This is a genomic window from Tenacibaculum amylolyticum, assembly GCF_964511145.1.
Classification (GTDB): Bacteria; Bacteroidota; Bacteroidia; order Flavobacteriales; family Flavobacteriaceae; genus Polaribacter; species Polaribacter amylolyticum.
The window spans coordinates 97327-124280 of the sequence record NZ_CAZEFZ010000066.1 but is presented as its reverse complement, the minus strand read 5'-3'; the positions used below and the strand labels follow the sequence as shown (position 1 = coordinate 124280).

General features: G+C 31.5%; 20 protein-coding genes. 10 read left to right on the top strand and 10 right to left on the bottom strand.

Annotation, left to right across the window (positions count from 1 at the left end; all coding sequences use genetic code 11):
* Positions 1-345 precede the first annotated feature (345 nt).
* Positions 346-3168: a S8 family serine peptidase gene (locus tag ACKTTC_RS15775; RefSeq protein WP_408040812.1), complete on the bottom strand. Its 2823-nt coding sequence runs from the start codon at positions 3166-3168 to the stop codon at positions 346-348.
* A 413-nt stretch (positions 3169-3581) separates the two neighbouring features.
* On the opposite strand from ACKTTC_RS15775, the gene ACKTTC_RS15770 reads away from it, so the two are divergent.
* The 5 genes from ACKTTC_RS15770 to ACKTTC_RS15750 all read left to right on the top strand — a co-directional run bounded on the left by ACKTTC_RS15770 (position 3582) and on the right by ACKTTC_RS15750 (position 11487).
* The gene (locus ACKTTC_RS15770; RefSeq protein WP_408040811.1) at positions 3582-4658 is read left to right on the top strand and encodes a helix-turn-helix domain-containing protein; all 1077 of its coding nucleotides are present in this window, start codon (positions 3582-3584) and stop codon (positions 4656-4658) included.
* Between the two features lie 155 nt (positions 4659-4813).
* Positions 4814-5794 carry a pyruvate dehydrogenase complex E1 component subunit beta gene (locus ACKTTC_RS15765; protein WP_408040810.1) on the top strand — a complete coding sequence of 327 codons (981 nt, stop codon included), beginning with the start codon at positions 4814-4816 and terminating at the stop codon, positions 5792-5794.
* Positions 5795-5873: 79 nt separating this feature from the next.
* Positions 5874-8405, top strand: coding sequence for a DUF5686 family protein (locus tag ACKTTC_RS15760; RefSeq protein WP_408040809.1), 2532 nt, complete (start codon positions 5874-5876; stop codon positions 8403-8405).
* A 97-nt stretch (positions 8406-8502) separates the two neighbouring features.
* Positions 8503-9030 carry an inorganic diphosphatase gene (locus tag ACKTTC_RS15755; protein ID WP_408040808.1) on the top strand — a complete coding sequence of 176 codons (528 nt, stop codon included), beginning with the start codon at positions 8503-8505 and terminating at the stop codon, positions 9028-9030.
* A 111-nt stretch (positions 9031-9141) separates the two neighbouring features.
* On the top strand, positions 9142-11487 hold the full coding sequence (locus tag ACKTTC_RS15750; RefSeq protein WP_408040807.1) for a sodium-translocating pyrophosphatase: 2346 nt from the start codon (positions 9142-9144) through the stop codon (positions 11485-11487).
* Positions 11488-11536: 49 nt separating this feature from the next.
* Here the strand turns inward: ACKTTC_RS15750 and ACKTTC_RS15745 are convergent, their stop codons facing one another.
* Positions 11537-11995 carry an Lrp/AsnC family transcriptional regulator gene (locus ACKTTC_RS15745; RefSeq protein ID WP_408040806.1) on the bottom strand — a complete coding sequence of 153 codons (459 nt, stop codon included), beginning with the start codon at positions 11993-11995 and terminating at the stop codon, positions 11537-11539.
* 155 nt (positions 11996-12150) lie between these two features.
* Here ACKTTC_RS15745 and ACKTTC_RS15740 point away from each other — a divergent pair, with 155 nt between their 5' ends.
* Complete coding sequence (locus ACKTTC_RS15740) at positions 12151-13350, top strand: aminotransferase class I/II-fold pyridoxal phosphate-dependent enzyme (protein ID WP_408040805.1); 1200 nt, start codon at positions 12151-12153, stop codon at positions 13348-13350.
* A 1-nt stretch (position 13351) separates the two neighbouring features.
* Here ACKTTC_RS15740 and ACKTTC_RS15735 read toward each other — a convergent pair whose 3' ends face one another.
* Positions 13352-14368 (bottom strand): metal-dependent hydrolase, encoded by a 1017-nt coding sequence (locus ACKTTC_RS15735; protein WP_408040804.1) that lies wholly within the window; start codon positions 14366-14368, stop codon positions 13352-13354.
* 83 nt (positions 14369-14451) lie between these two features.
* Here ACKTTC_RS15735 and nhaC point away from each other — a divergent pair, with 83 nt between their 5' ends.
* Both nhaC and ACKTTC_RS15725 read left to right on the top strand, forming a co-directional pair.
* Positions 14452-15918: a Na+/H+ antiporter NhaC gene (nhaC, locus tag ACKTTC_RS15730; RefSeq protein WP_408040803.1), complete on the top strand. Its 1467-nt coding sequence runs from the start codon at positions 14452-14454 to the stop codon at positions 15916-15918.
* A gap of 80 nt (positions 15919-15998) precedes the next feature.
* Positions 15999-16163, top strand: coding sequence for a bacteriocin-like protein (locus ACKTTC_RS15725; RefSeq protein WP_408040802.1), 165 nt, complete (start codon positions 15999-16001; stop codon positions 16161-16163).
* A gap of 58 nt (positions 16164-16221) precedes the next feature.
* Here ACKTTC_RS15725 and ACKTTC_RS15720 read toward each other — a convergent pair whose 3' ends face one another.
* Positions 16222-18174 (bottom strand): putative porin, encoded by a 1953-nt coding sequence (locus ACKTTC_RS15720; protein ID WP_408040801.1) that lies wholly within the window; start codon positions 18172-18174, stop codon positions 16222-16224.
* A gap of 70 nt (positions 18175-18244) precedes the next feature.
* On the opposite strand from ACKTTC_RS15720, the gene ACKTTC_RS15715 reads away from it, so the two are divergent.
* On the top strand, positions 18245-18850 hold the full coding sequence (locus ACKTTC_RS15715; protein WP_408040800.1) for a ribonuclease HII: 606 nt from the start codon (positions 18245-18247) through the stop codon (positions 18848-18850).
* A gap of 56 nt (positions 18851-18906) precedes the next feature.
* Here ACKTTC_RS15715 and ACKTTC_RS15710 read toward each other — a convergent pair whose 3' ends face one another.
* From ACKTTC_RS15710 to ACKTTC_RS15700, 3 genes are all read right to left on the bottom strand, one after another.
* Positions 18907-19389 (bottom strand): hypothetical protein, encoded by a 483-nt coding sequence (locus ACKTTC_RS15710; protein WP_408040799.1) that lies wholly within the window; start codon positions 19387-19389, stop codon positions 18907-18909.
* Between the two features lie 111 nt (positions 19390-19500).
* Complete coding sequence (locus ACKTTC_RS15705) at positions 19501-20028, bottom strand: hypothetical protein (RefSeq protein WP_408040798.1); 528 nt, start codon at positions 20026-20028, stop codon at positions 19501-19503.
* 5 nt (positions 20029-20033) lie between these two features.
* On the bottom strand, positions 20034-20552 hold the full coding sequence (locus ACKTTC_RS15700; protein ID WP_408040797.1) for a hypothetical protein: 519 nt from the start codon (positions 20550-20552) through the stop codon (positions 20034-20036).
* Positions 20553-20617: 65 nt separating this feature from the next.
* On the opposite strand from ACKTTC_RS15700, the gene ACKTTC_RS15695 reads away from it, so the two are divergent.
* Positions 20618-21667, top strand: a complete 1050-nt coding sequence (locus ACKTTC_RS15695; RefSeq protein ID WP_408040796.1) for a nucleoid-associated protein — start codon at positions 20618-20620, stop codon at positions 21665-21667.
* A gap of 141 nt (positions 21668-21808) precedes the next feature.
* On the opposite strand, the gene ACKTTC_RS15690 is transcribed toward ACKTTC_RS15695, so the two are convergent.
* The 3 genes from ACKTTC_RS15690 to ACKTTC_RS15680 are packed head-to-tail and all read right to left on the bottom strand — an operon-like array spanning position 21809 to position 26952.
* Positions 21809-23641 carry a hypothetical protein gene (locus ACKTTC_RS15690; protein ID WP_408040795.1) on the bottom strand — a complete coding sequence of 611 codons (1833 nt, stop codon included), beginning with the start codon at positions 23639-23641 and terminating at the stop codon, positions 21809-21811.
* Between the two features lie 5 nt (positions 23642-23646).
* The gene (locus ACKTTC_RS15685; protein ID WP_408040794.1) at positions 23647-25365 is read right to left on the bottom strand and encodes a hypothetical protein; all 1719 of its coding nucleotides are present in this window, start codon (positions 25363-25365) and stop codon (positions 23647-23649) included.
* Between the two features lie 6 nt (positions 25366-25371).
* Entirely contained in the window at positions 25372-26952 is a 1581-nt protein-coding gene (locus tag ACKTTC_RS15680) for a hypothetical protein (RefSeq protein ID WP_408040793.1), read from the bottom strand.
* Positions 26953-26954 lie beyond the last annotated feature (2 nt).

Below are 26954 nucleotides of genomic sequence, written 5' to 3'. Positions count from 1 at the left end.
CTTATTTTTGTGCGACGAATTTAAGCATTTTTTTTGATTTATTATGCATGCATAATAAATTTATAGTGAAAAATATCCTGAAAATTAACGATTTTAACATTCTGTTTGTTTCTTGTTCTTAGCTTCTTTTTTCTTCTTGAAGAAAATTTTACGGCTATAAAGATACTGAAATAGATAAGGATATAATAATGATTAGAATCCCAGTTACGAATCATTTATTAAATAACTATTATTTTACTTATATAATAAGAGAATGCACAGTAATTTTACTGTGCATTCAAGGTCCCCATTAAAATACATTCTCTAATTGCTAGCACAATTGTAAGAAAGCAGAATTGTTGTAGTTTATTTTTTAATAAACTTTTTTACAGTTCTTTTTTGACCATTAGTAATTTCAAATAAATAAATCCCTTCTTGTAGATTACCAACATTAATAGGGGTATTGCTAATTTTTCCCAATCTAAATGTTTGCCCTAAAACATTTAGAATTCTAAAGCTTGACTCTTGTGTAAAATCTGTTTGTACATTTAAATAGTCCTTTACAGGGTTAGGGAAAAGTGTAAGTTCTAAATTGGTTAAATTAGTGCTTGTAGCTATTGTTTTACTAGCAGTCGAGGATATTGGAATAAATTTCCATTCTTGTGCCGGATTGCCTGTAAAACTTTTTACAACAATATTAGCTCCATTATTTGTTCCGGCATTATTTACTTCTAAGTATAATTTTTCTCCATTACGTCCTCTTAATTTGCTGATAACATAATAATAGCCATCTGATGCAGGTTCTAATGTCCAATCTTGAGCTTGATGACCATTAATATGCCAACGTTTAATATTAGCTCCAGAATATCCAGTACCACCTGATAAATCTAAAGCATAATTTCCATTGCCTTTAGCTATGAATGTATAGCTTTCTTTATTCGAATCGTATGTTGCTGTTATCTTTTGCTGTGGTACATCTGCATATTCCCATAAATGAACATTAGCTCCCGCTTGTGTTCCTCCGTTAGCGTCTAAATAATCTTGTGCATTTTTATTGAGAATTCGATAAGTTCCACCATTCACTAATTCTAAACTAGATGTTGTAAATGATATAGGTGAGCTATAACTAGAGCTTTTTCCATTATAAGCACATTTGCTATTAATTTGAACTTCATAAGTAGTCCCTGAGTTTAATCCGTTTAAACTAGTAGTGTTTTCATTAATAGTAAACTCTGACCAATTTGAAGTAGCTGTATCACGATATCTGATATTGTATTCTTCAGCACCTGAAGCATCCCAGTTAATAGTAGTATCAGCAGAAGTAATGTTGTTTATAGATATATTTGTTGGAGTTGTAGCAATACAGTTCGGGTTTGCTAAACCTGAAATAATTAAACTATAGTTTTGTGTACCTGTTTCTAAATTTCCTTTATGAGTAATGGTTACTGTATATCTTCCCGATGGATTGGTAATATCAATTCTTTCATAAGGGTCTACTGCGTTATCTTCTCTTCGATATGCATGTGGAGCAGTTAGTTTATAAGGGAAATATGTGTTGTCATCTTTAGAAATACGTATGTCTAAATCGTTTATTAAAGCTGCTTGACTTGAATTTAAACCATTATTAACAACTCCTGGTAAATCTGTCCAAGAAATTGAAGTCATTAAAGGTTCTTTTCCACTAGCAACAATATCAAAAGTATAAGTTTGTCCTGAATTTAAAGTTAATTCTTGAATTTTTGTTGTTCCTTCATTGTTACTAATTACTTCAGCAGCTCTTTTGGCGTTCAATAATCCCCAGCCAGATACAGCATCTGGTCCTTCAGAATTCATGTCGTCTGCAGTATGTAACGCTAAGCCTTTTAGAGTTGCTGCTTTCATATATGAGTTATTAAGATTTTTATAATGCTCTTGTAAAAGCATTAAAGCACCAGTCACATTGGGTGAAGACATAGAAGTCCCCGTTAAAGTAGCATAAGCATCATCACTAGTTGCAGCAGTTGAGTATACATTTGTTCCATTACCTGTAATATCTGGTTTAATACGGAAATCGTCTGTAGGTCCTTGAGAACTGGTATTATTTATTGATACTGAAATAAGGTCTCCGTTGGGATCTATATTTGCGTCTTGTGCATTGGCTACTACCAAGTTGTTTTTTGCAGTTTGTCTATCAATTAATTTGTCATAACCATTATATCCTCCAACAGGCGAATAACGTAATACTTCTCTTTGAATAAGCGAAGTAGCTAAATCTGGAAGACCATTCTTAAAAACAATCAAATCATTTCTTTCTCTTGCTAAGCCATCGTTTCCAGCAGAGATAACCATTAAGTAATTGGGAGCATTATACATGATTTCATCCCATTCTCTCGATAAGCTAGAATAGCTTCCATATCTGTAATCGTCTATTATATTGGGATAAATTACTTCCTCTGTAAAACAACCAGAAATGAGTCCAAAATAATATGAATAACCATTCGTACAAACTTTAAGAGGGACTCTACCTACGGTTCCGTAGGAGTGGTTTGAAAGTAGCATACCATTTAAGGTTTCACCGATAGCTTCAGCCGCATCATTTTCAAAATTATACCCTACCGCATTGGCTCCTGTTGCCATTCCTTTTGCTTTAGGATCGACACCAGCAGCAATAATAGTACCGGTTACATGCGTAGCGTGTAAATCACCAGCACCATTAAATCCATCAATTTCTCCTTCTAGCGCATTAACTCTACTTACACCATTATCTACAAATTCTTGGTGTGTTGCTCTAGCAGAAGAACCATCCCATACATAGGCTGTAATTCCACCTCCAGTTAAGTCTAATCCTAAAGAACCTCCGGGTTGTAAATGATCTACACGTGTAGAAACACCTGTTTCAGCATTGAATAAACCAGAGTTTTTAGTATTTGAGAAAAGTGCAGTATACGTAGGTTTACCATCTACAATTCTATCTAGGATAGCAGTAGTATTATCGTCAATCTTTTTCGTGGTTTCCCAACCTTTTTCTTTCGCAATACGAAGCATTTTTTGTCTTTTGTTTTGAAATTCCTTTTGCATTTTGACAAGTCTAGCTTTGTTATTGTCTTCTACAATTTTTTTTCGTTGTTTGGAATTTTGTGCGTAGGTATTTATGCTCATTATAAAAAGGAGACCTATAAACGCAAACACTTTAAAGTACATTTTCTTCATAATAAAATGATTAGTTGGTTAATAGTGTTGCTAAACTACAGAGGAGTATTCTGAACTTTATCTTTTTGATTTGTAAATAAGTACAGATATATTATTTTATCACAACTTCTTTTTATTATGCTCCTTAGTTTAAGGGGTGATTTTTGCCCTTTTTAAAAATTCTTAAGTAAATATTAAAAAACTTGAATAATTATTATTGTGTTGATTTTTAGCTTTTTGTGTTTTTAAAAAAGTATGGATATCTTATATCTGTACTTTTTGAAACAACATAAAAACCGATGAAATAGGAGAGCTCTTTTAAAAAAACATTAGATTTTAATTATATTTGAAAGAGTCGTATCTATTGATAATCAATATGAATGATAGTATTTATGTAGGTTTTTTAGTTTATAAATAATCCCCGATCTCACTATATGGCAGATACATTACTACACTTTATTAATATTTCTCAGATATTTCTATTTGTTATTTCAATACTATTTGGTCTTTTCTTTTTAATTAAAGGGTTAATAAAACAAACCCCTGTATTTCTTCTAGGTATTTTTATGTTAATCTATAATGGATCATTTTTTACAAGTATTGTAAGAGATAATAATCTTTTTGAATTTCAAGATCAATGGCGTTTATTACCCATATACTTTGGTTTTTTAGAAGTGCCATTACTACTTTTTTATTTAAGAAAGATTACATTTCCTAAGCTCAGTATTAAAGATTACTTATTGTTAATACCTGCAGTTCTCGAATTTTTTATGTTTTTGTTTTTCTTTTTAAACTTTGAATATTCAGAATTAAGGAAGCTCCCAGTTTTTAACATTATGTTATTTACTCATATATTTTTTAATCTTGTATTTTCATTATTGGGAGTCTATTTTTTATCAAAACATTATAAAAAGTATAAGCAGAAATATGCTCGTAGTGGAAAAAAACAGTTGCTATTTTTTAAAACAATGTTAGCATCGTTTTCAATTTATACGATTTTAATGTTGAATTTCATTCTTTTTGATTTTACAAATCAAGTTCGTTTTCTATTAGTAATTTTTCATGTTGCTATGACTTTTGCAGTTATTTATAGTGCGTTTTCTACTCAAAACATTACTTGCTTTCTTCGGACGACTAAAAATAGTAGGTCTCTAAGTAAAGACGAAATGGAAGTAATTGTTAATACAGCAATGTCGTTTTTAATTTCTTCTGAAAAATATTTAGAAAAGGATTTCTTATTGCCCGATCTATATAGCCACATTCAAATAGCTCCTCATAAAATTTCGCTAGCTTTTAATACAATCCTAAACAGAAGCTTTAATTCACTAATAAATTCTTTACGAGTAGAAAAAGCAAAAATCTATTTAAAAGATAATAAGTACGACCAATATAAAATTGAGGTTATAGGGAATGAAGTAGGGTTTAAATCGAAGAGTATTTTTTATAAAACATTTAAAGAAGAAACAGGTTTTACACCGTTAAAATATAAAACATCTAAAGAAGCTTCTTAATAAATGAATGATATCATGCAAATTAAAATTGCCACTACAACGATTTCATTATAAAAAAGAGGTCAAAAATCAACGATTTTAACATTCTATTAATTCCGTTCAATGTAAATTTTTTACTTTTGCAAATCAAATAAACAACTACTAGAATAAAACATATGAAAACAGTTCAGTTTAGAGAAGCTATTCAGCAGGCGATGAGCGAAGAGATGCGTCGTGATGAAAGCATCTATTTAATGGGAGAAGAAGTAGCAGAATATAATGGTGCTTACAAGGCGAGTAAAGGTATGTTAGATGAGTTCGGAGCAAAGCGTGTTATAGATACTCCTATTGCAGAATTAGGATTTGGAGGTATTGCTGTAGGATCTGCAATGAATGGAAATCGTCCTATAGTAGAATATATGACTTTTAACTTCTCATTAGTTGGAATTGATCAGATTATAAATAATGCAGCTAAAATACGCCAAATGAGTGGAGGACAATTTAATTGTCCAATCGTATTTAGAGGTCCAACAGCTTCGGCAGGACAATTAGCAGCTACACACTCACAAGCTTTTGAAAGCTGGTATGCAAACTGTCCAGGTTTAAAAGTAATTGTTCCTTCTAATCCATATGATGCGAAAGGTTTACTAAAAGCGGCAATTAGAGATGACGATCCTGTAATTTTTATGGAGTCTGAGCAAATGTACGGTGATAAGATGGAAATTCCAGAAGGAGAATATGTGTTACCAATTGGAGTTGCCGACATTAAAAGAGCAGGTACAGATGTAACAGTTGTTTCTTTTGGTAAAATTATAAAGGAAGCATACAAAGCTGCTGAAACATTAGAAAAAGAAGGAATTTCAATAGAAATTATAGATTTAAGAACAGTACGTCCAATGGATCATAATGCAATTCTTGAATCAGTAAGAAAAACAAATAGACTGGTAATTTTAGAAGAAGCATGGCCATTTGGAAGTGTAGCTTCAGAAATTACTTTTAGAGTACAAGATGAAGCATTTGATTATTTAGATGCTCCAATCAAGAGGATAACTACAGCAGACACACCAGCACCTTATTCACCAGTTTTATTAGAAGAGTGGTTGCCTAATGCAAACGATGTTGTAAAAGCTGTTAAAGAAGTAATGTATATTAAGTAATTAGGAATTAAGAACATACAAGTCGTTAAAATCCTTTTAGTTATCAAAAACTAAAAGGATTTTGATGTAAAATAGCCCTATGAAATTAAAATTTTTTGCGCTGCTCGTATTCTCGAGTCTAATTTTAAGTGCGCAGCTTACAATTAAAGGTAAAGTAGTAGACGAGTTTGATACGCCAATGCCATTTGTAAATGTAATTATTAAAGGAACTACAAATGGAACAACAACAGATGATGAAGGGAGATTTGCCTTTAGAACTAAGAAGAACAGAGGGGTCTTAGAAATTTCATTTGTAGGTTTTCAAACACAAACCATTAAAGTAAATCCTAAAACTAAATATTTAAATATAGTTTTAAAGGAAGGTACAGATGTATTAGAGGAAGTAATAGTAGTTACCAAACCCAAAAAACGTCTTAAAAAGAAAGAAAATCCTGCTTATAGAATTTTAAAAGAAATCTGGAAAAGGAAAAGAAGGAATGGTGTAGATCTAGTAAATTATTATCAATATAAAGAACATAAAACCATAGAAATTGGTTTAAATAATCTAGATACTGCTTTCATAAAAAATATCTTTAAGAAAGATTATAAAAAAGCAATTAAGGAAATACAATATGATAGTGATGGAATTAACTATTACATCCCTATTTTCTTAAGTGAAGAAGTAAAGAAAGTATATGGTGATAATAAAACTGGAAAAGTCAGAGAGGATATAGAAGCCGAAAAATCTGAAGGGTTAGGAGCCCAAGGATTTGTGTTTGATAGAATGTCGAATACTTTTCAGAATATCGATGTTTTCAGAAACAATATTACTTTATTAAGAAAATCTTTTGTAAGTCCACTTTCTACAGATGGTTTTGCAACCTACGATTATGTATTGTATGATAGTATTACGGATAATAATACGAAATTATATAATATTTATTTCTTCCCAATTAGAGATCAAGATTTAGCATTTAAGGGGAATTTTTGGGTAGCAGATAAAGCTTTTACAATTAAAAAACTAAGAATGCAGGTTGTAAAAGGAGCGAACTTAAACTTTGTAAGAGGATTAACTTTCGAAAAAGAATTCGAAGTACGAAATGATAGTGTTTATATTCCTACAAAAAATGCTTACGAAGGAGATTTTACTTTTTTAGATAAAAATGAAGCGAATAAAGGTCTAACAATTAAAAAAACAATTTATTATGATGATTATGTTTTAGATAGACCGCGCCCAAGTGGTTTTTATGATATAGAAAAGCAAAAAATCAGACCAGATCAGTACGAACGATCAGATGCTTATTGGAAGAAAGAAGAAAAAGAAAGTATTGAAGATACTTATAAGCTGATAGGAAGTGTTAAAAAGAAAAAACAGATTCGAAAGATAACTGGATTCATTAACACGGTTTCAAGTGGATATATAAATTTAAGAGGACTTAACTTACAATTAGGACCATTTTGGACTGCATTTGCGAATAATGAAGTTGAAGGATTTAGAACAAGATTAGGATTCAGGACATTTAAAACTAAAGATGATCGTTTTAGATTGTCAGGACATTTAGCATATGGTTTTAAAGACGAAGAATTTAAATATGGTTTAGAAGCTAGATACTTATTGTCTTATCAACCAAGAATAACAACAAGTGTTGCTTATCAAAAAGATATTGAACAATTAGGAAGTACGTTATTCAATACAACACAATTGTTAGGAAGAACTTTTGGTTCTACAGCATTATTTTCTAGAGGAAACAATTTCTTTTTATCAGATGTAGAAAAATATGCAACCAATTTCGATTATGCAATAAATAACAATTTCCATATAGGGTTTAATTTTACACATGCAACAATTAAGTCTGCAAGTCCAGAAAATTTCTCTATTAGTTATTTAGACGATGTAGGAAATTTAGCATCTACTGTAACAGATGTAGCATCAGATGTATACTTAACATTTACTCCAGGTAGATTTGTGTATGGGTTGGGAGTGGAGCAACGTTTTGGTAGAAACGTATTCCCAACAATTGTAATTAATTACCGTCATGGTTATAAAGGATTCTTAAACGGAACTCATGATTATGATAAAATTCAAATAAAATATAACCAACCTATTTTATTAGGGAAATTTGGATTATTGGATACGACAGTTGAAGGAGGAAAAACATTTGGAGAATTACCAGTTTCTTTACTGAGTGTAATTCCAGCAAACCAATCTTTTTCTTTAGTTCCTAATACATTTTCATTATTAAACTTCTACGATTTTGTTACAGATACATATGTATCTACGCATTTTGAACATCATTTTAATGGATTCATTTTGAATAGAATTCCATTGATAAGAAAGTTAAATTTAAGAAGTTTATTAACCTTTAGAGCAGCTTATGGAACTGTTTCAGATGCTAACAGAAGGTTGAATGATGGCGTAGTAAATAGCAATGGTATCGAAAATATTCAATACAATACCCCAAATAGAGTGTATTATGAATATGGATTTGGATTAGAAAACATAGGTTATGGAAACCTACGATTCCTAAGAGTAGATGCTATTTGGAGAAGTGATTATACACCACCAACAAATAGTATAGCAGTACCAACTCCTAAATTTGCGATTAGAATTGCCATAAGACCAGGTTTATAAATTTTAATTTAACCAAAAAATAACTTCTAAAAATTAGGCACAAACTGCAATTTATACGTAGTTTTGCAATCCGATTTTTGAAATGAAGTAAATAAATATGACAGCGAAAGAAAAACAAACTGTTGATGTATTAATAGAAATACCAAAAGGAAGTAGAAATAAATACGAGTACGATTTCGATCTTAAAAAGATACGCTTTGATAGAATGTTATTTTCTTCTATGATGTATCCTGGAGATTACGGATTTATTCCAGAAACATTAGCATTAGACGGAGATCCATTAGATGTATTAGTTTTAGGAGCAGAGCCTTGTTTCCCAATGTGTATGATGGAAGTAAGACCAATCGGTGTTTTCCACATGGCAGATGAAAAAGGACCAGATGAAAAATTAGTATGTGTACCTATTTCAGATCCTATTTGGAATAAATACAGAGATATTACAGATTTAAACCCACATCGTAAAGAAGAAATTACACACTTTTTCCAAGTATATAAAGATTTAGAAAAGAAACAAGTTGATGTAGGAGGTTGGGGAGATGCAGATGAAGCTTATTCAATTTTAGATAAGTGTATCGAACGTTACGAAAACAGTGAACACAAAGAAAACGGAGATTTTAAAGTTTAATTTTTTGTGTTGAAAAATAAGCAAGCTCATTACTTAAGTAATGAGCTTTTTTTATTTAGAGTTTGATTTTGTTATATTTAAGCCAATAAACTAATCATTTAATTAACTATTATGAAATCAAACATGATCTTAGTGCCAATTATATTGGCAGTGTTAGGATTGATTTTCATGTTCATCAAAATGTCTTGGGTAAAGAAACAAGATGCAGGTGATGAAAAAATGAAATCAATCTCAAAAAGTATTAAAGAAGGAGCTTTGGCATTTTTAAATGCAGAATATAAGCTTCTTTTTATTTTTGCAATAATCGCTTCCGTAGCACTCTTTATAATATCACAAATAGTAGAAACCACGCACTGGGTAATTGTCATTGCTTTTATCATTGGAGCTATCTTTTCAGCCTTAGCAGGAAACATAGGTATGCGAATAGCAACAGATGCTAATGCACGTACAACCGAAGCCGCAAAAACAAGTTTACCTAAAGCATTGCAGGTTTCTTTTGGTGGAGGAACTGTAATGGGATTAGGAGTTGCTGGCTTAGCAGTATTGGGGTTAAGTCTTTTCTTTATGTTGTTTGTTTCGATGTTTGTAACTGGAGCAGGAAATTTTTATGAAGAAATGACAGTTGCTTTAGAAGCATTAGCTGGTTTTTCTCTTGGAGCTGAAAGTATTGCATTATTTGCTAGAGTTGGTGGAGGAATTTATACAAAAGCAGCAGATGTTGGAGCAGATTTAGTAGGTAAGGTTGAAGCAGGTATTCCCGAAGACGATCCTAGAAATCCAGCAACAATTGCAGATAATGTTGGAGATAATGTTGGAGATGTAGCGGGAATGGGAGCAGACTTATTTGGTAGTTATGTAGCAACAGTTTTAGCTGCTATGGTATTAGGAAATTATGTAATTAGAGATATGTCTATCACTTCTCCATTTACAGACGATTTTAATGGAATGGGACCAATTTTATTACCATTAGTAATAGCTGGTGTTGGAATTATAGCTTCTATTATAGGAACATTCTTAGTAAAAATAAAAGATAATACAGCTAAAGAAAAAGAAGTACAACAAGCATTAGATTTTGGTAACTGGGCATCAATTATTATTACACTTGTAGCAAGTTGGTTCTTAATTCAATGGATGCTACCAGAAACCTTATTAATGAGTTTCTTCGGAGAAGGAATTATTGAAGTTCCATCGCAACATGTTTTCTATGCCTGTGTTATTGGATTAGCAGTTGGAGCTTTAATTTCTACAGTAACTGCTTATTATACAAGTTTAGGGAAAAAGCCAGTATTACATATCGTTCAAAATAGTTCTACAGGAGCTGCTACAAATATTATTGCAGGATTAGCTGTTGGAATGAAATCTACTTTTTTATCAGTAATCTTATTTGCTGCGGCAATTTTTGGATCGTATGCTTTAGCAGGATTCTATGGGGTTGCATTAGCAGCTTCAGCAATGATGGCAACTACAGCTATGCAATTGGCAATTGATGCTTTTGGACCTATTGCAGATAACGCAGGCGGAGTTGCTGAAATGAGTGAATTAGAAGAACACGTACGTGAGCGTACAGATATTTTAGATTCAGTAGGAAACACAACTGCTGCTGTAGGTAAAGGATTTGCAATTGCTTCTGCAGCATTGACTGCTTTAGCACTTTTTGCGGCGTATGTTACATTTACGGGAATTGATGGAATTAATATTTTTAAAGCAGATGTATTAGCAATGTTATTTGTTGGAGGAATGATTCCAGTAATTTTCTCAGCCTTAGCAATGGAGTCTGTAGGTAAAGCAGCTATGGAAATGGTACACGAAGTACGTCGTCAGTTTAAAGAAATTCCTGGAATTATGGAAGGAACTGGAACACCAGATTATGCAAAGTGTGTAGATATTTCTACAAAAGCAGCTTTACGCGAAATGATTTTACCAGGATTAATTACCATTATCACTCCAGTAATTATTGGTGTGCTATTTGGGGCAGAACCTTTAGGTGGATATATGGCTGGAGTTTGTGTAAGTGGTGTAATGTGGGCAATTTTCCAAAATAATGCAGGAGGTGCTTGGGATAATGCTAAAAAGTCTTTTGAAGCAGGAGTAGAAATTAATGGAGAAATGACCTATAAAGGATCAGATGCACATAAAGCTGCCGTTACAGGAGATACTGTAGGAGATCCTTTTAAAGATACATCTGGACCATCTATGAATATTTTAATTAAGTTAACATGTTTAGTTGGTTTAGTAATTGCACCAATTTTAGGTGGTGGACATTCTGCTTTTTCTGAAGAAACTGGTGAAGTAAGCAAAGAGATTCGCGTAGAAGTAAAAGCTAAGGAAGGAGATACTGCTACAGCAACTATTACGACAACCGTTGTTAAAGATGGTAAGAAAGAATCTGAAGTTACAAAAGTAGAAGGAACAGTTGAAGAAGTTGAAAAAGAAATAGAAAAACAAAAAGAACAATAAATTTTTCTAAATAAAAGTGAAAGGCCATTGTAATGCACAATGGCCTTTTTTATATTGTGATTTTGGTAGAGTTTTTTACTTCTCCAATGGTAAAAGAACTTTGTGTACTACCAATATGTTTAATGGTTGTGAGCTTCGTAACCATAAATTCTCGATATTCTTGCATGTCTTTTACGTATATTTTTAAAATATAATCATAGTCACCACTAATATGAAAGCACTCAGACACTTCATCTAGTTTAGAAATTTCACTTTCAAAAACAGAAAGGTATTCTTTAGAATGTTGAATCAATTTTACTTGACAAAAAACTAAAAAGGATTTATCTATTTTTTTAGGGTCTACTTTAGCCGCATAATGCGTAATAATCCCTTCTTTTTCTAGTTTTTTAATGCGTTCGTAAGTAGCAGTAACCGATAAATGAAGTAGTATGGCCAACTGTTTGCTAGTACGTTTACTATCTTCTTGTAATAGATTGATCAATTTAGCATCAATAGCATCAAGTTTCATATCGAAAATATTTCTATAAAAGTACTTTTAAAATTTTGAATTAAGAATTAAAATCTATTATTGTTTATTTTTTTAGATTTTAAACCTGTATTTTCTTGTTTTTATTGAATTTTATTGTGTTTTACTGTTGTTTTGTGTTGTAAAAACAACGACTAATGAAATTTAAGCCAGCAAACAAAATTCAAGATTTACAGTACTTTGGAGAATTTGGAGGAGTAAATCCATCTATTTCAGATTCATCTACTTACACATTTTTATCTGCTAAAACCATGTTCGACACGTTCGAAGGAAACGCAGATGGGTGCTATTTATATTCACGCCACACTTCGCCGTCTAATTTATATTTAGGAGAAGCATTGGCGGCAATGGAAGGTACTGAAACGGCAAATGTAGCTGGTTCTGGTATGGGAGCAATTACGCCAGTATTATTACAATTATGTGGAGCAGGAGATCATATCGTATCTAGCAGAACAATTTATGGAGGTACATATGCTTTTTTGAAAAACTTTACGCCTAAATTGAATATTACGACGTCATTTGTAGATATTACAAAATTAGATGTTGTAGAAAATGCTATTAATGAAAATACAAAGGTTTTATACTGTGAAACAGTTAGTAATCCATTATTAGAAGTAGCAGATATTAAAGGTTTAGCAGCATTAGCAAAAAAACACAACTTAAAATTAGTAGTAGATAATACATTTTCACCATTGTCTGTAACTCCAGTACAATTAGGAGCAGATGTTGTAATTCATAGTTTAACGAAATTTATTAATGGTTCTTCAGATACAGTAGGAGGAGTAGTTTGCGGAACACAAGAATTTATAGACGATTTACGTAATGTAAATGATGGAGCTTGTATGCTATTAGGATCTACAATGGATAGTATGCGCGCATCTTCAATCTTAAAGAATTTAAGAACATTACATATTCGTATAAAACAACACAGTAAAAATGCGTTGTATTTAGCAGAGAAGTTTGAAGCTGATGGATTAAAAACTGTATATCCAGGATTAGCATCACATCCGTCTCATGAATTGTTTAAAACAATGATAAATGAAGAGTATGGATTTGGAGGAATGCTTACCATAGATGTTGGTTCTTTAGATAAGGCTAACGAGTTAATGGAATTAATGCAAAGCAAAAATTTAGGATACTTGGCAGTAAGTTTAGGATTCTACAAAACATTATTCTCTGCACCAGGAACATCTACATCATCAGAAATTCCAGAAGACGAACAAAAAGAAATGGGATTAACAGATGGTTTAATCCGTTTTTCTATTGGTTTAGATAACGATATTGAACGTACTTATGATATGATGAAAGAATGTATGAAAGAGGTAGGAATTCTATAGTTTAGATCCCAGAAACTCTTAACCAAAACTTTTGAAAGTCCTCCTGAGATGGAGCTCTATCATATAATGGCAACGCTTCCCAGCGATTGCCATTTTTTTTCACCTTAAAACTAAATACGGAAGAGTTTTTATCTTCAGGATTTAATAAAGGATAGCGTAAGTCATTATAACGAATAAAAGAACTATCCGTTTTTTGCAGATTGTAAAAATCATTACTAAACCACTCTAACTTTTCTAAATCTGGATTATGCATTGGTAATAGATCATGATTTTTAGGAAGAGATATAAAGCTGGTAGGTTTATGAGTGTCTAATAAAGAGTAAAAAGTTACTTTATAGTCTAGATCTGTTTCAGCAATAGCATACCATAAAACATTATTTAAAATAGTGGGTTGAGCAGAATAACGCTTGTATTCAATTTTAGCTTTAGAAAGGGCTCCTTTAAAAACACTATCAATATAAATTTTATTGATTATAGTTAATAGAAGGTAAAAAGAACTTACATAACCCCCTGTTTTTAACCACCATGTTCGTTTCGGATTAGATCTTTTAAAAAACATTAAAATAATTAAAGAAATTAAAAAAGGAATGGTGTATAAAGGATCTACTACTGCTATAGTATTGAAAGCAACTCTGTAATCTGAAAAAGGCAAGAATAGTTGTGTTCCGTAAGGAGTAAAACTATCTAATAACGGATGTGTGAAAATGGATAAAAAATAAAGCCAAATCCAATCTTTTCGCGTGGTTGTGTTTTTTCTTTTTCCTGTGTCGTATAACCAAAAAGTAAGATAACCAAACAGAAAAGCTCCAATAATAGCAAAAGGAATAGAGTGCATAAAACCTCTATGAAATATCAATTCATCAATAGAATTATTGTAGAAGAGTTTACCAAAGAAAACATCTAAATCGGGAATAGTACCACCAATGGCTCCGAATAATAATGCTTTGTTACCAATTTTTTTCCCGAGTGCAATCTCACCTACGGCTGCACCTAAAACTATTTGAGTTAATGAATCCATATTAGAAGCAAAAGTAGCAAACGCTTTTCACTTGCGTAAGTCTTAACAAAATCGTAACATTACAAACCAAAAAAAATCTTTCAATGCAAGAAAACAACAAGAATTCTGAAATTAAAATAGAAAATCAAAAAATTCAGCAAAATAAAGAATTGTCTATTTGGGAAGCATTACTACCCGTATTTATATTAATAGGATTACTTGCATATAATATTTTTGCCAAAGATGGAGCTTGGCTTGGCGATTATTCAAATCAATACATCCTTTTAATGGGAGGTGGAGCAGCAGCAATAATAGGTTTTTTAAATAAAACAACTATTAACAAAATGTTTGCTGAAGTATGGGAAAACTGGAAGAGTGTTTTTGTACCGATTTTAATTTTGGTGTTAGTTGGGGCTTTAGCTGGAACTTGGTTAATTAGTGGAATTATACCTGCTATGGTATATTATGGATTACAAGTATTGAGTCCAACGATATTTTTACCAGCTTCTGTAATAATTGCAGCCATTATATCTATAGCAACAGGAAGTTCTTGGACTACTTCGGCTACAGTTGGTATTGCATTAGTAGGAATTGGTAGCGCACTTGGAATTCCAACAGGAATGATTGCTGGGGCTGTAATTTCTGGAGCATATTTTGGAGATAAAATGTCACCTCTTTCAGACACAACAAATTTAGCGCCAGCTATGGCAGGTACAGATTTATTTACGCATATTAAATATATGACATTTACTACGGTACCAACAATTTTAATAACATTGGTCGTTTTCACCATTTTAAGCTTTTCAGTAAATACAAGTGGTAGTTCAGATGTAAGTACTTTATTAAATGCTATAAATAATGCTTTTAATATTTCTCCGTGGCTATTTGTAGTTCCTTTAGTAGTAATTGCCTTAATTCTTTTAAAAACCAAACCATTGGTAGCTTTAGGAACAGGAATTGTTTTGGCAGCAATATTTGCTGTTATTTTTCAAAGCGAAGTACTAGTGAAATTATCAGATTCTCATTTTGAATCTATTTTTAATGCAATTTTAAGTGATACACAAGTTGAGACAGATAATGAGCGATTAACAGAATTGTTTAGTTCTGGAGGAATTAAAGGAATGTTGTGGACTATTTTATTAATTGTATGTGCAATGGTCTTTGGAGGTATTATGGATGCAATTGGAGCCTTAGCCAAGATTACAAATGTACTTTTAGAAATGGCGAAATCTATATTTGGATTGTTCTTTAGTACCGTTGCGAGTTGTATTGGATTAAACATTGTTGCTTCAGATCAATACTTAGCACTTGTAATTCCAGGAAAGATGTTTAAAAAAGCGTTTGATGATAGAGGATTGGCTCCTGAAAATTTGAGTAGAACCTTAGAAGATAGTGGAACGGTAACTTCTGTTTTAATTCCATGGAATACTTGTGGAGCTTATCAAAGTGGTGTATTAGGTGTTGGAGTAGGAGAGTATTTTATATATGCAATATTTAATTGGTTAAGTCCATTTATGACATTAATCTTTGCTGCTTTCAGAATTAAAATAAGACAACTAGCTAAGAAATAAAAAGCAAATTAGTTTTCATCTAATAGCAAATGAAAAATGTTTTTTTATCTTTAGAATATTAACCTCTTAAATTTCTAATCATGAAAAAACAAATTGAAAACTTAGGAAAAAAATTAAACAGAGAAGAACTAAAAAACATTAATGGAGCATTGAGTCGCTTAGAATATTGTGAAAGAGTTTGCTCAGGTTTTGGTTCCTATCCATACAGAGCTTATTTAATGTGTGGTTGTTTAGAACTTTACTAAAATATAAAAAGCCTTATAATTCATTTATAAGGCTTTTTTATTGTTGATATTTTGTTTTTTAGATAAACCAGTTCCATACCAAACCAAAACGGATAGATAAATCTCTATATGGGTGATTTGGTGCAGAGAAATAGTTTTTAGTAGAGAAACCAGAAGTAACATTATCTACCTTAAAATAAATTCTTGTACGCCTTACTTTGGCATTAAAAAAAACATCTATTGTAGGATAGCCAATTTCAGTATCATTTTGAAGTGTAAATTCTGCTAATAATGGATTATAAGCATTTGCGCGATACTTTGTAAAGTATTTAAAAGTAGCACCAATTTGTACTTTTAAAGGTTTTCCTTTAAACCATTCATCTGTATAATATAAGGTATTACGAGTAACAAACTCAGGAACTCTAAATACATTACTACCACTAGACACGTTTTGGTACATTACAGTATTGTCTAATGCAAATTTTCGGAAAAACTTAAACTCTTTATTTACTTTCGCTTTAAGATATACAACTGATCCGCCAAATTGTTTAGGAAGATTGTCTGTGTCAAAATACACATAATCTTCAATATTAGTAAAATCGATACTTGCATTACCCCATTTAGAATTTAATGCGACTCCAATGTTTCGAGTATCTATATTGGTAAAGTTATTTTCCCAATTATAAGTATTATATACACTTTGAAAAAACTGTTGATTAAAGTTAGGTGCTTTCGAAGTAAGTAATACACTACCTTTTACTTTAAATACGCTATCTTTTTCATAAATAGCTTCACCATTAAAATGATTACCTGCTAAATAACCACTACCTGGAGTAACAGTTGCACTAGCATTTACGCTAAAGTCACCAACTCTTCCGTTCCAATCTGCGCCTAAAGAAACCGCATTACCTTTTAAACGTTGTTTGTTTACTAAAATATTACTGTTGTATATGGTGTCATATCCATAATCTACAGTTGTATAATTTGCTTTTACCCTAAATCTTCCTAAAACATATTTTGAATTAAATTCTAAATATGCCTGGTTATTTAATAGGGTATAATTGGTTGTTTCATTTACACTTCCTGCAGTTTTACTTGCATCTCCAAAAAAGCTAGTGGTTATATTTTGTTGATCAAACTTGTATGTTTTTCCTTCATAATAAAAAACTTGTCCAACTTTTAAATTACTAAAGTCTTTAACGTTGGCGCTATCTTTACTAGAGAAGAGCTTGTAGTTATGATCTACATAAACTCTTGTTCCATCAAAAACATTTTCAGCATCATTTAAGTTAACATCCAAACGCGCACGATCCGTAAAATTAGGATCATTATTTACAAAGTTTTGCAAAGAAGCTTCAGTTAATCCACCATTTTCTTGATTGGTAAAATCTTGGGTTGTAACATGTGCTTTTATATTATATTGATCTTTTGGAGTACTATAAAGCATGGTAGCTCTAAAATTACCAGTACTAGCCAACGAACGACGATATTGTCCTAAAGATCGTAAACCTCTGTAGGCAACGCTAAAATTTAAACGTTTAGATAAATTAAAAGTGAATAAAGCATCTAATACTTGTCCTTGTTCCTGACCAGTTCTATACATAATTACTGTAGTTGGTGTTGGTACTTGATAGTAATCGATGTCTCTAATGGTTAAGTAATTAAATTGCTTTGCTCTAAAACCAATATCTGGAAATTGAGTGATATTTCTGAAGTTATAACCAAGAGTATTAAAAGTTTGTCCTTGATTTTGAAAAGCTAATAACTCAAAGTTGTCTTTTCTTCTAAAATTAAACTTATACTCTTTTTTAATATTTAAAGTTGTATCTACGTATGTAGTGTCTTTTTGGTAATGAAAAACTTTATAATCGGTATATTTTGTTTTACCGTTTAAAATCACCGAAATTTCATTACCAGCTACAGAATCAATACTTCTATTTCTACCTCCAGCAAAACCTCCATCTACGGTTCTTAACTGACTTTGTATTGTAATACTTGAAAGTAAAAAAAGAAAAACTAAAAAATATTTCATAAAGACAAATGTAAAATAATAAAACGAAAATAAATGCGAATCTTATCTATGAAAACTGTTAATTTGTAGTATGCTAGCATTAAATTATAGTGGTTCTGTTTTAGAGGCAGGAACAGATGAAGCGGGGAGAGGTTGTCTTTCTGGTCCAGTAGTAGCTGCCGCAGTTATTTTACCTGAAGATTTTGAACATGAATTGTTGAATGATTCGAAGCAATTATCTGAAAAAAAGCGAATGGAATTACGTCCTTTTATCGAAGAAAATGCATTGAGTTATGCAGTATCGTTCATAGCGAATGAAGAAGTAGACGAGTTGAATGTTTTACAAGCTTCTATTACAGGAATGCATCGTGCTATTGAAGCATTAAAAGTACAACCAGAATTTATTATTGTAGACGGAAATAAATTTAAACCTTATAAAGATATTCCTCATGAAACAATTGTAAAAGGAGATGGTAAATACATGAGCATTGCAGCAGCTTCTGTATTAGCAAAAACGTATAGAGATGAATTCATGGAAAAAATCCACAAAGAATTTCCAAATTATCATTGGAAAAAAAATAAAGGATATCCTACAAAACAACACCGTGAAGCCATTCGAGAATTTGGTGCTACTAAGTATCACAGGAAATCTTTTCGATTGTTACCAGAGCAACTAGAAATAGAGTTTAAAAAGTAATAGAATAACGATTACTTTTTAAACTCTATAATGGATTTGATTCAAATTCAGAATTATCAATTGAAATAATGATTTTTCCAATCGCTCCAATCACAATCTTCAACACGAACTCTCCATCTACCTGAAACATGTCCATTTAATTGACTTAGAGAACTGTAATGCTTTGTAAATGTTTGTTGAGAGCCAGGAAAAATTAGTTCATCTTCACTAAAGCTAAAAGTTTGTCCAAAAACAGAAATTCCACCAGAACCTACTTGAAATTGCACAGTATAAGTTACCAACTCAGGTAAACCAGATAGTTGATTATCCACTGTCCAAGTTAAACTAACACCACTTCTCATTAGTGGTCCATTTACAAGGTTGCTTATTTGTACGTTATCACAAAAAAGATTGGCATTTAGTGCTTTTTTACCTTGAACTTGTTTAAATGTAGTGCTTTGGTCGTTTTCAAGAATTTCTTCAATCGCTTCAGATTCGCTACAAGAAGTAAATACTAAGCCAAACACAAATAACAAGGCTAATAATTTAATTACTTTCATTATTTTTATTTTTTTGAGTTTTATATATCAAAACTCTTTTAAAAAGGTTGTAAAAGCAATACTGTCTTCGCTAACGCAAGGATCTATTTCATGTTCGTTTTTTTATATGCTCTATTTTGATTTTGAACCTACAAAATGATCTGATTTCAATTTAAACAACACATTGAATGTAGTTAAACTTCCATAGATTCGGGTAATGTATTGTTGCAAATCTATTTTATCTTGATCGTCTAACGTTTTACTAGCATTAATTTTTTGTTCCATGACACGAATACGGTCTCTAACCATTACAATTTTGTGGAAAAACGTATCAATAGGAATTTCTTTAGCGCTTAAACTTGTGTCTGCAGGCTCTAAAATTAATTTCCCTCCTTTAAATTTATCTGCAATAGGAACTATTTCAGTAACATCGCTCCATTGCTTTAAAATTTTACGTAAAGAACTTTCTACTTCAAAAAAACTAATAGTATCTACTTCATCTTCTACAGCCTCTATAACTTCAAACTCATCATTAAGAGCTATGGTTTCTAATCCGTTTTCTTGAAAAGTAACCCAGTATAATTTGCTATCTACATTAGTAACTACTCCAAATCCATATTCTGGATGATTAATTCTGGAACCAATACCTAATAATTTCATATGTTTTAATTTATTATAATTTCATAATCCTCAACTGGAATTCCTTTGAGGGTATTTGTTTTATATCGTGTTGTAAATTCTGTGGTTGTAATATCAATTTCAAAAAGATTTGGAGCAGATGTAATGGCATCGCCGTAAATAGGATCTGTATTAAATTCTAAAGGAATAAACATTTTTCTATCATCTGAAAGTGTGATTATAAAACAACCTAAATCATTTTCTGATTTTAAAAATCTGGCATACTCAAAATACCAATTGACAGATTTTTTAGAACTCTTTTCAGCATACGTTAAATTTCCTTTAGCAGGAATATCTAATACTTTTTCGGAAAGTTTAATTACTATTTTATTATCTAAGACTTCTCCTAAAGCTATTGAAGCTTCACTAAAGCTATTATCTGTATAATTTTTGAAAATAAATTGTCTAGATTCGGAAGAAACATCTACGAATTCAGCACCATCGATACAGCTTGTAAAAAATAATGAAGTAAAAATAAATATAGCAATTGTAAAGATTTTTTTCATAAGATTCATAACATTAACATTAGAAATGCTAAAATACGTATTTTTGTGACCTAATTTTTTGAAAAATGATTAAAAGAACTCGAGCAGAAATAACGAAATGTATTATTCATAAAGTAGCAAATAAGTATAATAGTGGGAAGAATGCGTTATCGGAAAGTTTGGTACGTTTTGATGAGGAAAGTTATGAATTACTGATGCCTTTTTTATTAAAACCATTTGCTAATGTTACACAGAGTTATCGTTTTAGTCATCATGCAGATGTACGATTGAATGAAATTAATAATTATGCATCTCAAATTTTTGAAGACGAAGAAACTTTCATAGAAAATTCTAAGAATGTCGTAAATCATTTATATGAACAATCTAATTCAGCTCAAATTAAAACGGGTGATGTTTTGGTGGTGTTATTTGAAGGGTTAGAATATAAAGATGTGCTTACAGAAGCAGTTGGAATCTTTAAAATTGAAAGTAAAGTAGATTTCTTTCAAACTTATTTAGATGATGATAGTTTTGATGTAGTGGTGCAAAAAGGAATTTCAACAAAAAGATTAGATAAAGGGTGTTTAGTTTTAAATTCATCTGACACTGAGGGAACTGTTGTACTTTCTGTAGATAATAATAATTACGATGCACAATATTGGATAAAAAACTTCTTAAGTGTAAAGTTTGCAGATGATCGTAATTTGCACACGCAACATTATTTAGAATTGTGTAAAGATTTTTCTGAAGAGGTAATTAAACCAGAATTTGGAAAACACGAACAAGGAAACTTCTTAGCTAATACAGTAGATTATTTTAAAGAGCATGAAAGTGTAGATTATCACACATTCAAAGATGAAGTTTTTCATGAAGATAAACACAAAGATTTATTTGAAGATTACAAGCAACATTTTGAGAAGCTAAATGATGTGTTAATTCGAAATAATTTTGAAGTTTCTGATGTAGTGCTAAAAAAAGAAAAAGGGAAGCTTAAAACGGAAATAAAACTAGATACAAATATTCAAATAAAATTAGATATTGATGCTCCCGATGCAGCTTCTGAATATTTAGAACGTGGATACGATGAAGATAAGCGAATGAAATATTACAAGGTGTATTATAACGCTGAGAAGTAATAGTTTTGTTAAAAGTTTGAAATTTGGTGACTGAGCTTCGTCGAAGTCACAATTAAATAGATTCTATAATATTTAAAAAAGCCCAAAGATTAAATTTCTTTGGGCTTTTTGAATGTTTATCTTTTTTAAAGATAGAAAAACCTATTCTTTAGAATTTAGTAACTTTTTGACTAAAGACTTTAATTCTTCAAGCTCTTTTTCTTGCTTTTCAAGTCTCTCTTCTTGTTTTTGTAATCGATTGATTTCTTTTTGTTGTTGAATTGTATACAATGTTAACTCTTCTACTTTTTCTAGTAATTTCTTGTTCATTTCACCAAGCTTAACTCCATTTTCTTCAACTTCTTTAGCAGAAGGAATATTTTCTAAATGTCCCTTCTCTTTAATATGTTTTTCTACTTCTTGTAAGGTAGGGAGTTTATAATCATTCGTAAAAACGTAATCTGGCCATCCTATTAAATCAACTCTTACTTCTTTGGTATGAATTGTACCATTTACGGCTAATTCAGAGTCTGGTATTGCAGTTCCTATTCCTACATTCCCGGCATCGTCCATAATAATCGAGGGAGCTTTTAAATCTCCCAAGAAACTAATTACACCGATTTCTCCAAAAGAACGATTTCCATTTCTTCTTCCTCCTTTTAAATATAAACCTCTATCATTAGAGTGATTTACTCTTACTACTGCTGCGGTATTGTCATTATCATTACCTCCTTCAAAACGAGCAACCTCTACATCGCCAGAAGCAGAAGTTTTTTTAACATGCAGTACTGTAGGTATTGCAGATGATTCATTTTTATTAACTGGATTTGATGTACCAATACCAATATTTCCTGATTTGTTAATATTCATAGTAGCTCCTAGAGTACTTCCATTAGGATAAAAGAAAATACCAGAAGTTGTGTTTGAAGCTATGGTTGGAATTCCAGCACCATATTTATCTCCCCAAGAAAGGTTATGTCCATCTTTTATCACAATGCTTCCATCTACATCTAATTTATCTTTTGGCTCTGTAGTTCCAATACCAATATAACCTTTATGATTAATTCGCATACTTTCAGTTAAGGAGCTAGTATTTGTTTCTTTAGTCCAAAAAGTTAAATACCCTGTGTTTGTACCACCGGCTCTAGGCATTCCAATTCTTGCAACTTCTATGGTGCCTTGTTTAGCTGTCAATCTTCCTACATCTACGTATCCAGCATCATTTCTAAGACTTTTTAAAGAGATTGTAGCTGGAGTTGTATTAGAATTATAGATTTCCAGTTTTTCAGAGGGAGAAGAAGTACCAATTCCTATTTTACCATCTAATTTGATAACCATTCTGTCGGAGTTGTTATAGTTAGATCCGTTCCAATAGGTAGTATGAAATCTAAGCTCTCCATAATAACTGCTTCCGGCTGGGTTAGGGTTTATAGAATAAATTCCAGCACCACCATATCCAAAACTTAATCCTCCTTTATATGTAATTTGTCCTCCAGTAGCAGGGACGTATGTACCCGATGGAGTTTCGCTAATAATAAGTGTTGGTTTTTTACCATTAGGGAGAGGGCTGTTTATTTTTGTACCATTATAATTTTTAAAATCACTCCATATAGCATTAGTACCGTTTGCTTCTAACCTAGCTTTTGGGGTGGTAGTTCCAAGTCCTATATTACCATTTTTTAATGCATTAAATAAATTATTATTGGCACCATTATACCCTTCTAGAGAAAAGCGTTCGTCTCTCGCAGTGAGTTGCCAGCCAGATTTTGAGTTATTGAAAATTTGACCATTTTGAACACTTCTATTAAAACCAATTCCAATCCATTCATCACTTGCGTCAAAACTTAATCCATTATTTCCATTCATTAATTGAAGCTTGGAAGAAGGAGATATTGTACCAATACCTACTTTGCCATCAGGAGTTTCTGTTATTTGTGCATCTAGATGAAATACACCACCACTAACTAATAATATTGCTAAAAAAATCTTTTTCATACGTTTTACTTTTTTGAGTTGATTAATTGTTTTACTAAACCTTTTAGTTCTTCTATTTCTTTTTGCTGTTGAATTGTGTACAATGTTAACTCTTCTACTTTTTCTAGTAGTTTCTTGTTCATTTCACCAAGCTTAATTCCGTTCTCTTGAACTTCTTTTGCAGAAGGGATATTTTCTAAATGTCCTTTTTCTTTAATATGTTGCTCTACTTCTTTTAAAGTTGGGAGTTTATAATCATTCGTAAAAACATAGTCTGGCCATGCCGATTGTAACTTTACTGTTATTTCTTCAGAAATAATTTTACCAGCAACAGCTAGTTTGTAATTAGATGGAGTGTTTGTAGTTCCTATGCTAACTTGACCTTTAGTAGATAAGTGTAATACTTTCGTGAATTCATCTAAAGATCTTGGTGTGTTATCTGTTCCCCAATCATAACCATAAAAAGTTAGATCACTTCTTCCTCCAGAAGCCATGGACATTATCATACCAGAAGAGCTAGAAGATCCTGTCCAGATAGGTTTGAATTTACTAATATTTTGATCGTCAATTACCGAATTAAAACCTAACACTCCAGCATTGTTAATATCTTCTCTTTCGTTTAATTCAATATAGTCACCAATTTTTAACCCTCTTTTAGCACCAACTCTTCCTCCCAAATCTAGTTTACCATTTGGAGCATTAGTACCAATTCCTACAGTACCATCTGCTTTAATAATCATTTTTTCTGAATTATTAGCGTGTAGGCTTAAGTCATTATTAGATAGTGCTCCAATAATTGTTTTATTGGTATCCCATGAAAGTAAACCATGGTTTGAAGATGATCCCCAGTTTAGTACTCCATCACCTCTAAATCTAAATTTATTATTTAATTTTAAGGTAATATCAGTAGAACTTCCATCATCCGTAATGTGCATTTTTGCACTTGGAGATGTTGTTCCTATTCCAACTCTACCATCTAGTTTTATAACCATTCTATCTGAGTTGTTGTAGTTTGAACCATTCCAGTAAGTAGTGTGGAATCTAAGTTCTCCATAAAAACCACTTCCTGCTGGATTAGGGTTTATAGAATAAATTCCAGCTCCACCATAACCAAAGCTTAGTCCTCCTTTGTAAGTAATTTGTCCGCCAGTTGCAGGAATGTATGTTCCTGATGAAGTTTCGCTAATAATAAGCGTCGGTTTTTTTCCATTAGGAAGAAAACCATTGACAGTTGTACCATCATAGTTTTTAAAGTCACTCCATATAGCATTTGTACCTCTTACTTCTAATTTACCTTTAGGGGATGTAATGCCAACACCTATATTCCCGTCACTATTAATTCTTAATTTACTATTTTGATCTTCATTAGCTATTTCGCCTGCAGTAACATTACCACTTTTACCAAAGAAATCAATAATACCATTCTGTCCTAATTTGATTCCAGAGAAACCAAAAGTAGAAGTTTGACCTATTCTTCCAATTTGATTATCTGTAGCATCTAGGTATCTTGCATATACATTTTTACCTAAAATTAAACCACCATCAGATCTAGTAGAACCAATAGAGGAATATCCTTTACCTCCGCCTAGCATTATAAGTCCGTTAGTTGTACTACTACCTATTTGTATGTTTGCCTCAGGAGTTGTTGTTCCAATACCTACTTTGCCATCAGGAGTTTCTGTTATTTGTGCATTTAGATGAAATACACTACTAACGAGTAATATTGATAAAAAAATCTTTTTCATATAGAACTATTTTTTTAAGTTAATTAATTGTTTCACCAAGCTTTTTAATTCTTTAAGCTCTTTATTCTGTAGTTGTATTTGTATGTTTTGATTTTCTAGTTGTTTTTGTTGCTGAATAGTATATAAGGTTAATTCTTCTACTTTTTCTAGAAGTTTTTTATTCATTTCACCTAGCTTAACACCATTTTCTTCAACTTCTTTAGCGGAAGGAATATTTGCTAAATGTCCTTTTTCTTTAATATGTTGTTCTACTTCTTTTAATGTGGGAAGCTTATAATCATTAGCAAAAACATAGTCTGGCCATCCTATTAAATTAATTTGAACTTCTTTTGTATGAATTATTCCATTTACTGCTAATTTAGAGTCTGGGGTAGATGTTCCAATTCCAATATTTCCATTGTTTAAATCAACATTAAATAAACTACTACTTGTAATTAGATTTCCAGTTTTTTTACCTACATAAAATTTATTGTTATTAACAAAAGTTACTGCAGAAGAAGCAGATGTTGATGAATCGTGGAACTCAATGCTTGGAACGAATTCCTTAATAGTTATAGATGAGTTTCCTGTTACGTCTAATTGATTTTGAGGATTGATACCAACTTTTCGTAAGTTTGAGTGATATATGTCTAATTTTTCAGAAGGAGTAGTTGTACCAATTCCAATATTGCCTCCGTTTAAAAAAGAATTTCCATTAGATTTTAAGTGGAATTTTGCAATGTTATTGTCATAAGCTTTAAGTTCAGCACCTGTATTAGAAACCCCTCCATTAATTTCAATTCGATCTCCAGTTAAGCCATAATATCCTATTTTTAACAACCCTGCATCTCCAACTTCTGAAAAGTTTAATAAACTCCCTCCTCTATATTCATTAACTTGGAAGATGTTATCTTCATTATCACTTTTAGGTTGTATTAAAACATTACCATCATTTATATGTAGCTTTTCAGTAGGAGTTATTGTACCAATTCCAATATTAGCGCTTTGATCCATTACAAATCCGTAAGGGTTAGTACCAACATTAGTTCTTCTAGTTATATAGAAAGTACCTCCTGAATTTGATAATCCAATCTCAGCAGCCCCAGCTGTTAATGTATTATCATTTTTAAAATTAGGAGTTCTAAATTGCATATAGGCGTGTGAAACTCCAGATCCAGTGTAATGAGATGCATCTAATTCTACTCCCACATTTCTTACAGTAGGATTATTACTAATATCTAAATTATGGTTAGGAGCTGAGGTTCCTAATCCAATATTCCCATTACTCTTGATATTCATTAATCTTTCTCCATTCCATTCTCCTTTTGAAACAATCCAGTTTGAAGAATCGATATTTCCAAAGAAAAAATTAGGGCTACCGTTTAGGAATTCTGTTTGAATACCTTGTATAAACCCACCAGTATCAGTATCTCTTCTAAGTTTAAGAATAGGAGAGTAAGATTGGACTAATACTTTCCCATTCACATGGAGTTTTTCTAGAGGAGTAGTTTGACTAATACCGACATTTCCATTAAACTCTGTAATTTGTGTTTGTGCATTAATGGAAGTTGTTACTATAATGCTAATAGTAAAGAGAATCTTTTTCATAG

Excerpts from the sequence above, each read along its gene's own strand:
- ACKTTC_RS15715 (WP_408040800.1), top strand. The coding sequence starts at position 18,245 with ATGCTAGCATTAAATTATAGTGGTTCTGTTTTAGAGGCAGGAACAGAT.
- ACKTTC_RS15755 (WP_408040808.1), top strand. The coding sequence starts at position 8,503 with ATGACAGCGAAAGAAAAACAAACTGTTGATGTATTAATAGAAATACCA.
- ACKTTC_RS15735 (WP_408040804.1), bottom strand. The coding sequence starts at position 14,368 with ATGGATTCATTAACTCAAATAGTTTTAGGTGCAGCCGTAGGTGAGATT.
- ACKTTC_RS15775 (WP_408040812.1), bottom strand. The coding sequence starts at position 3,168 with ATGAAGAAAATGTACTTTAAAGTGTTTGCGTTTATAGGTCTCCTTTTT.
- ACKTTC_RS15745 (WP_408040806.1), bottom strand. The coding sequence starts at position 11,995 with ATGAAACTTGATGCTATTGATGCTAAATTGATCAATCTATTACAAGAA.
- ACKTTC_RS15695 (WP_408040796.1), top strand. The coding sequence starts at position 20,618 with ATGATTAAAAGAACTCGAGCAGAAATAACGAAATGTATTATTCATAAA.
- ACKTTC_RS15680 (WP_408040793.1), bottom strand. The coding sequence starts at position 26,952 with ATGAAAAAGATTCTCTTTACTATTAGCATTATAGTAACAACTTCCATT.
- ACKTTC_RS15750 (WP_408040807.1), top strand. The coding sequence starts at position 9,142 with ATGAAATCAAACATGATCTTAGTGCCAATTATATTGGCAGTGTTAGGA.
- ACKTTC_RS15720 (WP_408040801.1), bottom strand. The coding sequence starts at position 18,174 with ATGAAATATTTTTTAGTTTTTCTTTTTTTACTTTCAAGTATTACAATA.
- ACKTTC_RS15725 (WP_408040802.1), top strand. The coding sequence starts at position 15,999 with ATGAAAAAACAAATTGAAAACTTAGGAAAAAAATTAAACAGAGAAGAA.
- ACKTTC_RS15710 (WP_408040799.1), bottom strand. The coding sequence starts at position 19,389 with ATGAAAGTAATTAAATTATTAGCCTTGTTATTTGTGTTTGGCTTAGTA.
- ACKTTC_RS15685 (WP_408040794.1), bottom strand. The coding sequence starts at position 25,365 with ATGAAAAAGATTTTTTTATCAATATTACTCGTTAGTAGTGTATTTCAT.
- ACKTTC_RS15765 (WP_408040810.1), top strand. The coding sequence starts at position 4,814 with ATGAAAACAGTTCAGTTTAGAGAAGCTATTCAGCAGGCGATGAGCGAA.
- nhaC (WP_408040803.1), top strand. The coding sequence starts at position 14,452 with ATGCAAGAAAACAACAAGAATTCTGAAATTAAAATAGAAAATCAAAAA.
- ACKTTC_RS15700 (WP_408040797.1), bottom strand. The coding sequence starts at position 20,552 with ATGAAAAAAATCTTTACAATTGCTATATTTATTTTTACTTCATTATTT.
- ACKTTC_RS15760 (WP_408040809.1), top strand. The coding sequence starts at position 5,874 with ATGAAATTAAAATTTTTTGCGCTGCTCGTATTCTCGAGTCTAATTTTA.
- ACKTTC_RS15770 (WP_408040811.1), top strand. The coding sequence starts at position 3,582 with ATGGCAGATACATTACTACACTTTATTAATATTTCTCAGATATTTCTA.
- ACKTTC_RS15740 (WP_408040805.1), top strand. The coding sequence starts at position 12,151 with ATGAAATTTAAGCCAGCAAACAAAATTCAAGATTTACAGTACTTTGGA.
- ACKTTC_RS15690 (WP_408040795.1), bottom strand. The coding sequence starts at position 23,641 with ATGAAAAAGATTTTTTTAGCAATATTATTAGTTAGTGGTGGTGTATTT.
- ACKTTC_RS15705 (WP_408040798.1), bottom strand. The coding sequence starts at position 20,028 with ATGAAATTATTAGGTATTGGTTCCAGAATTAATCATCCAGAATATGGA.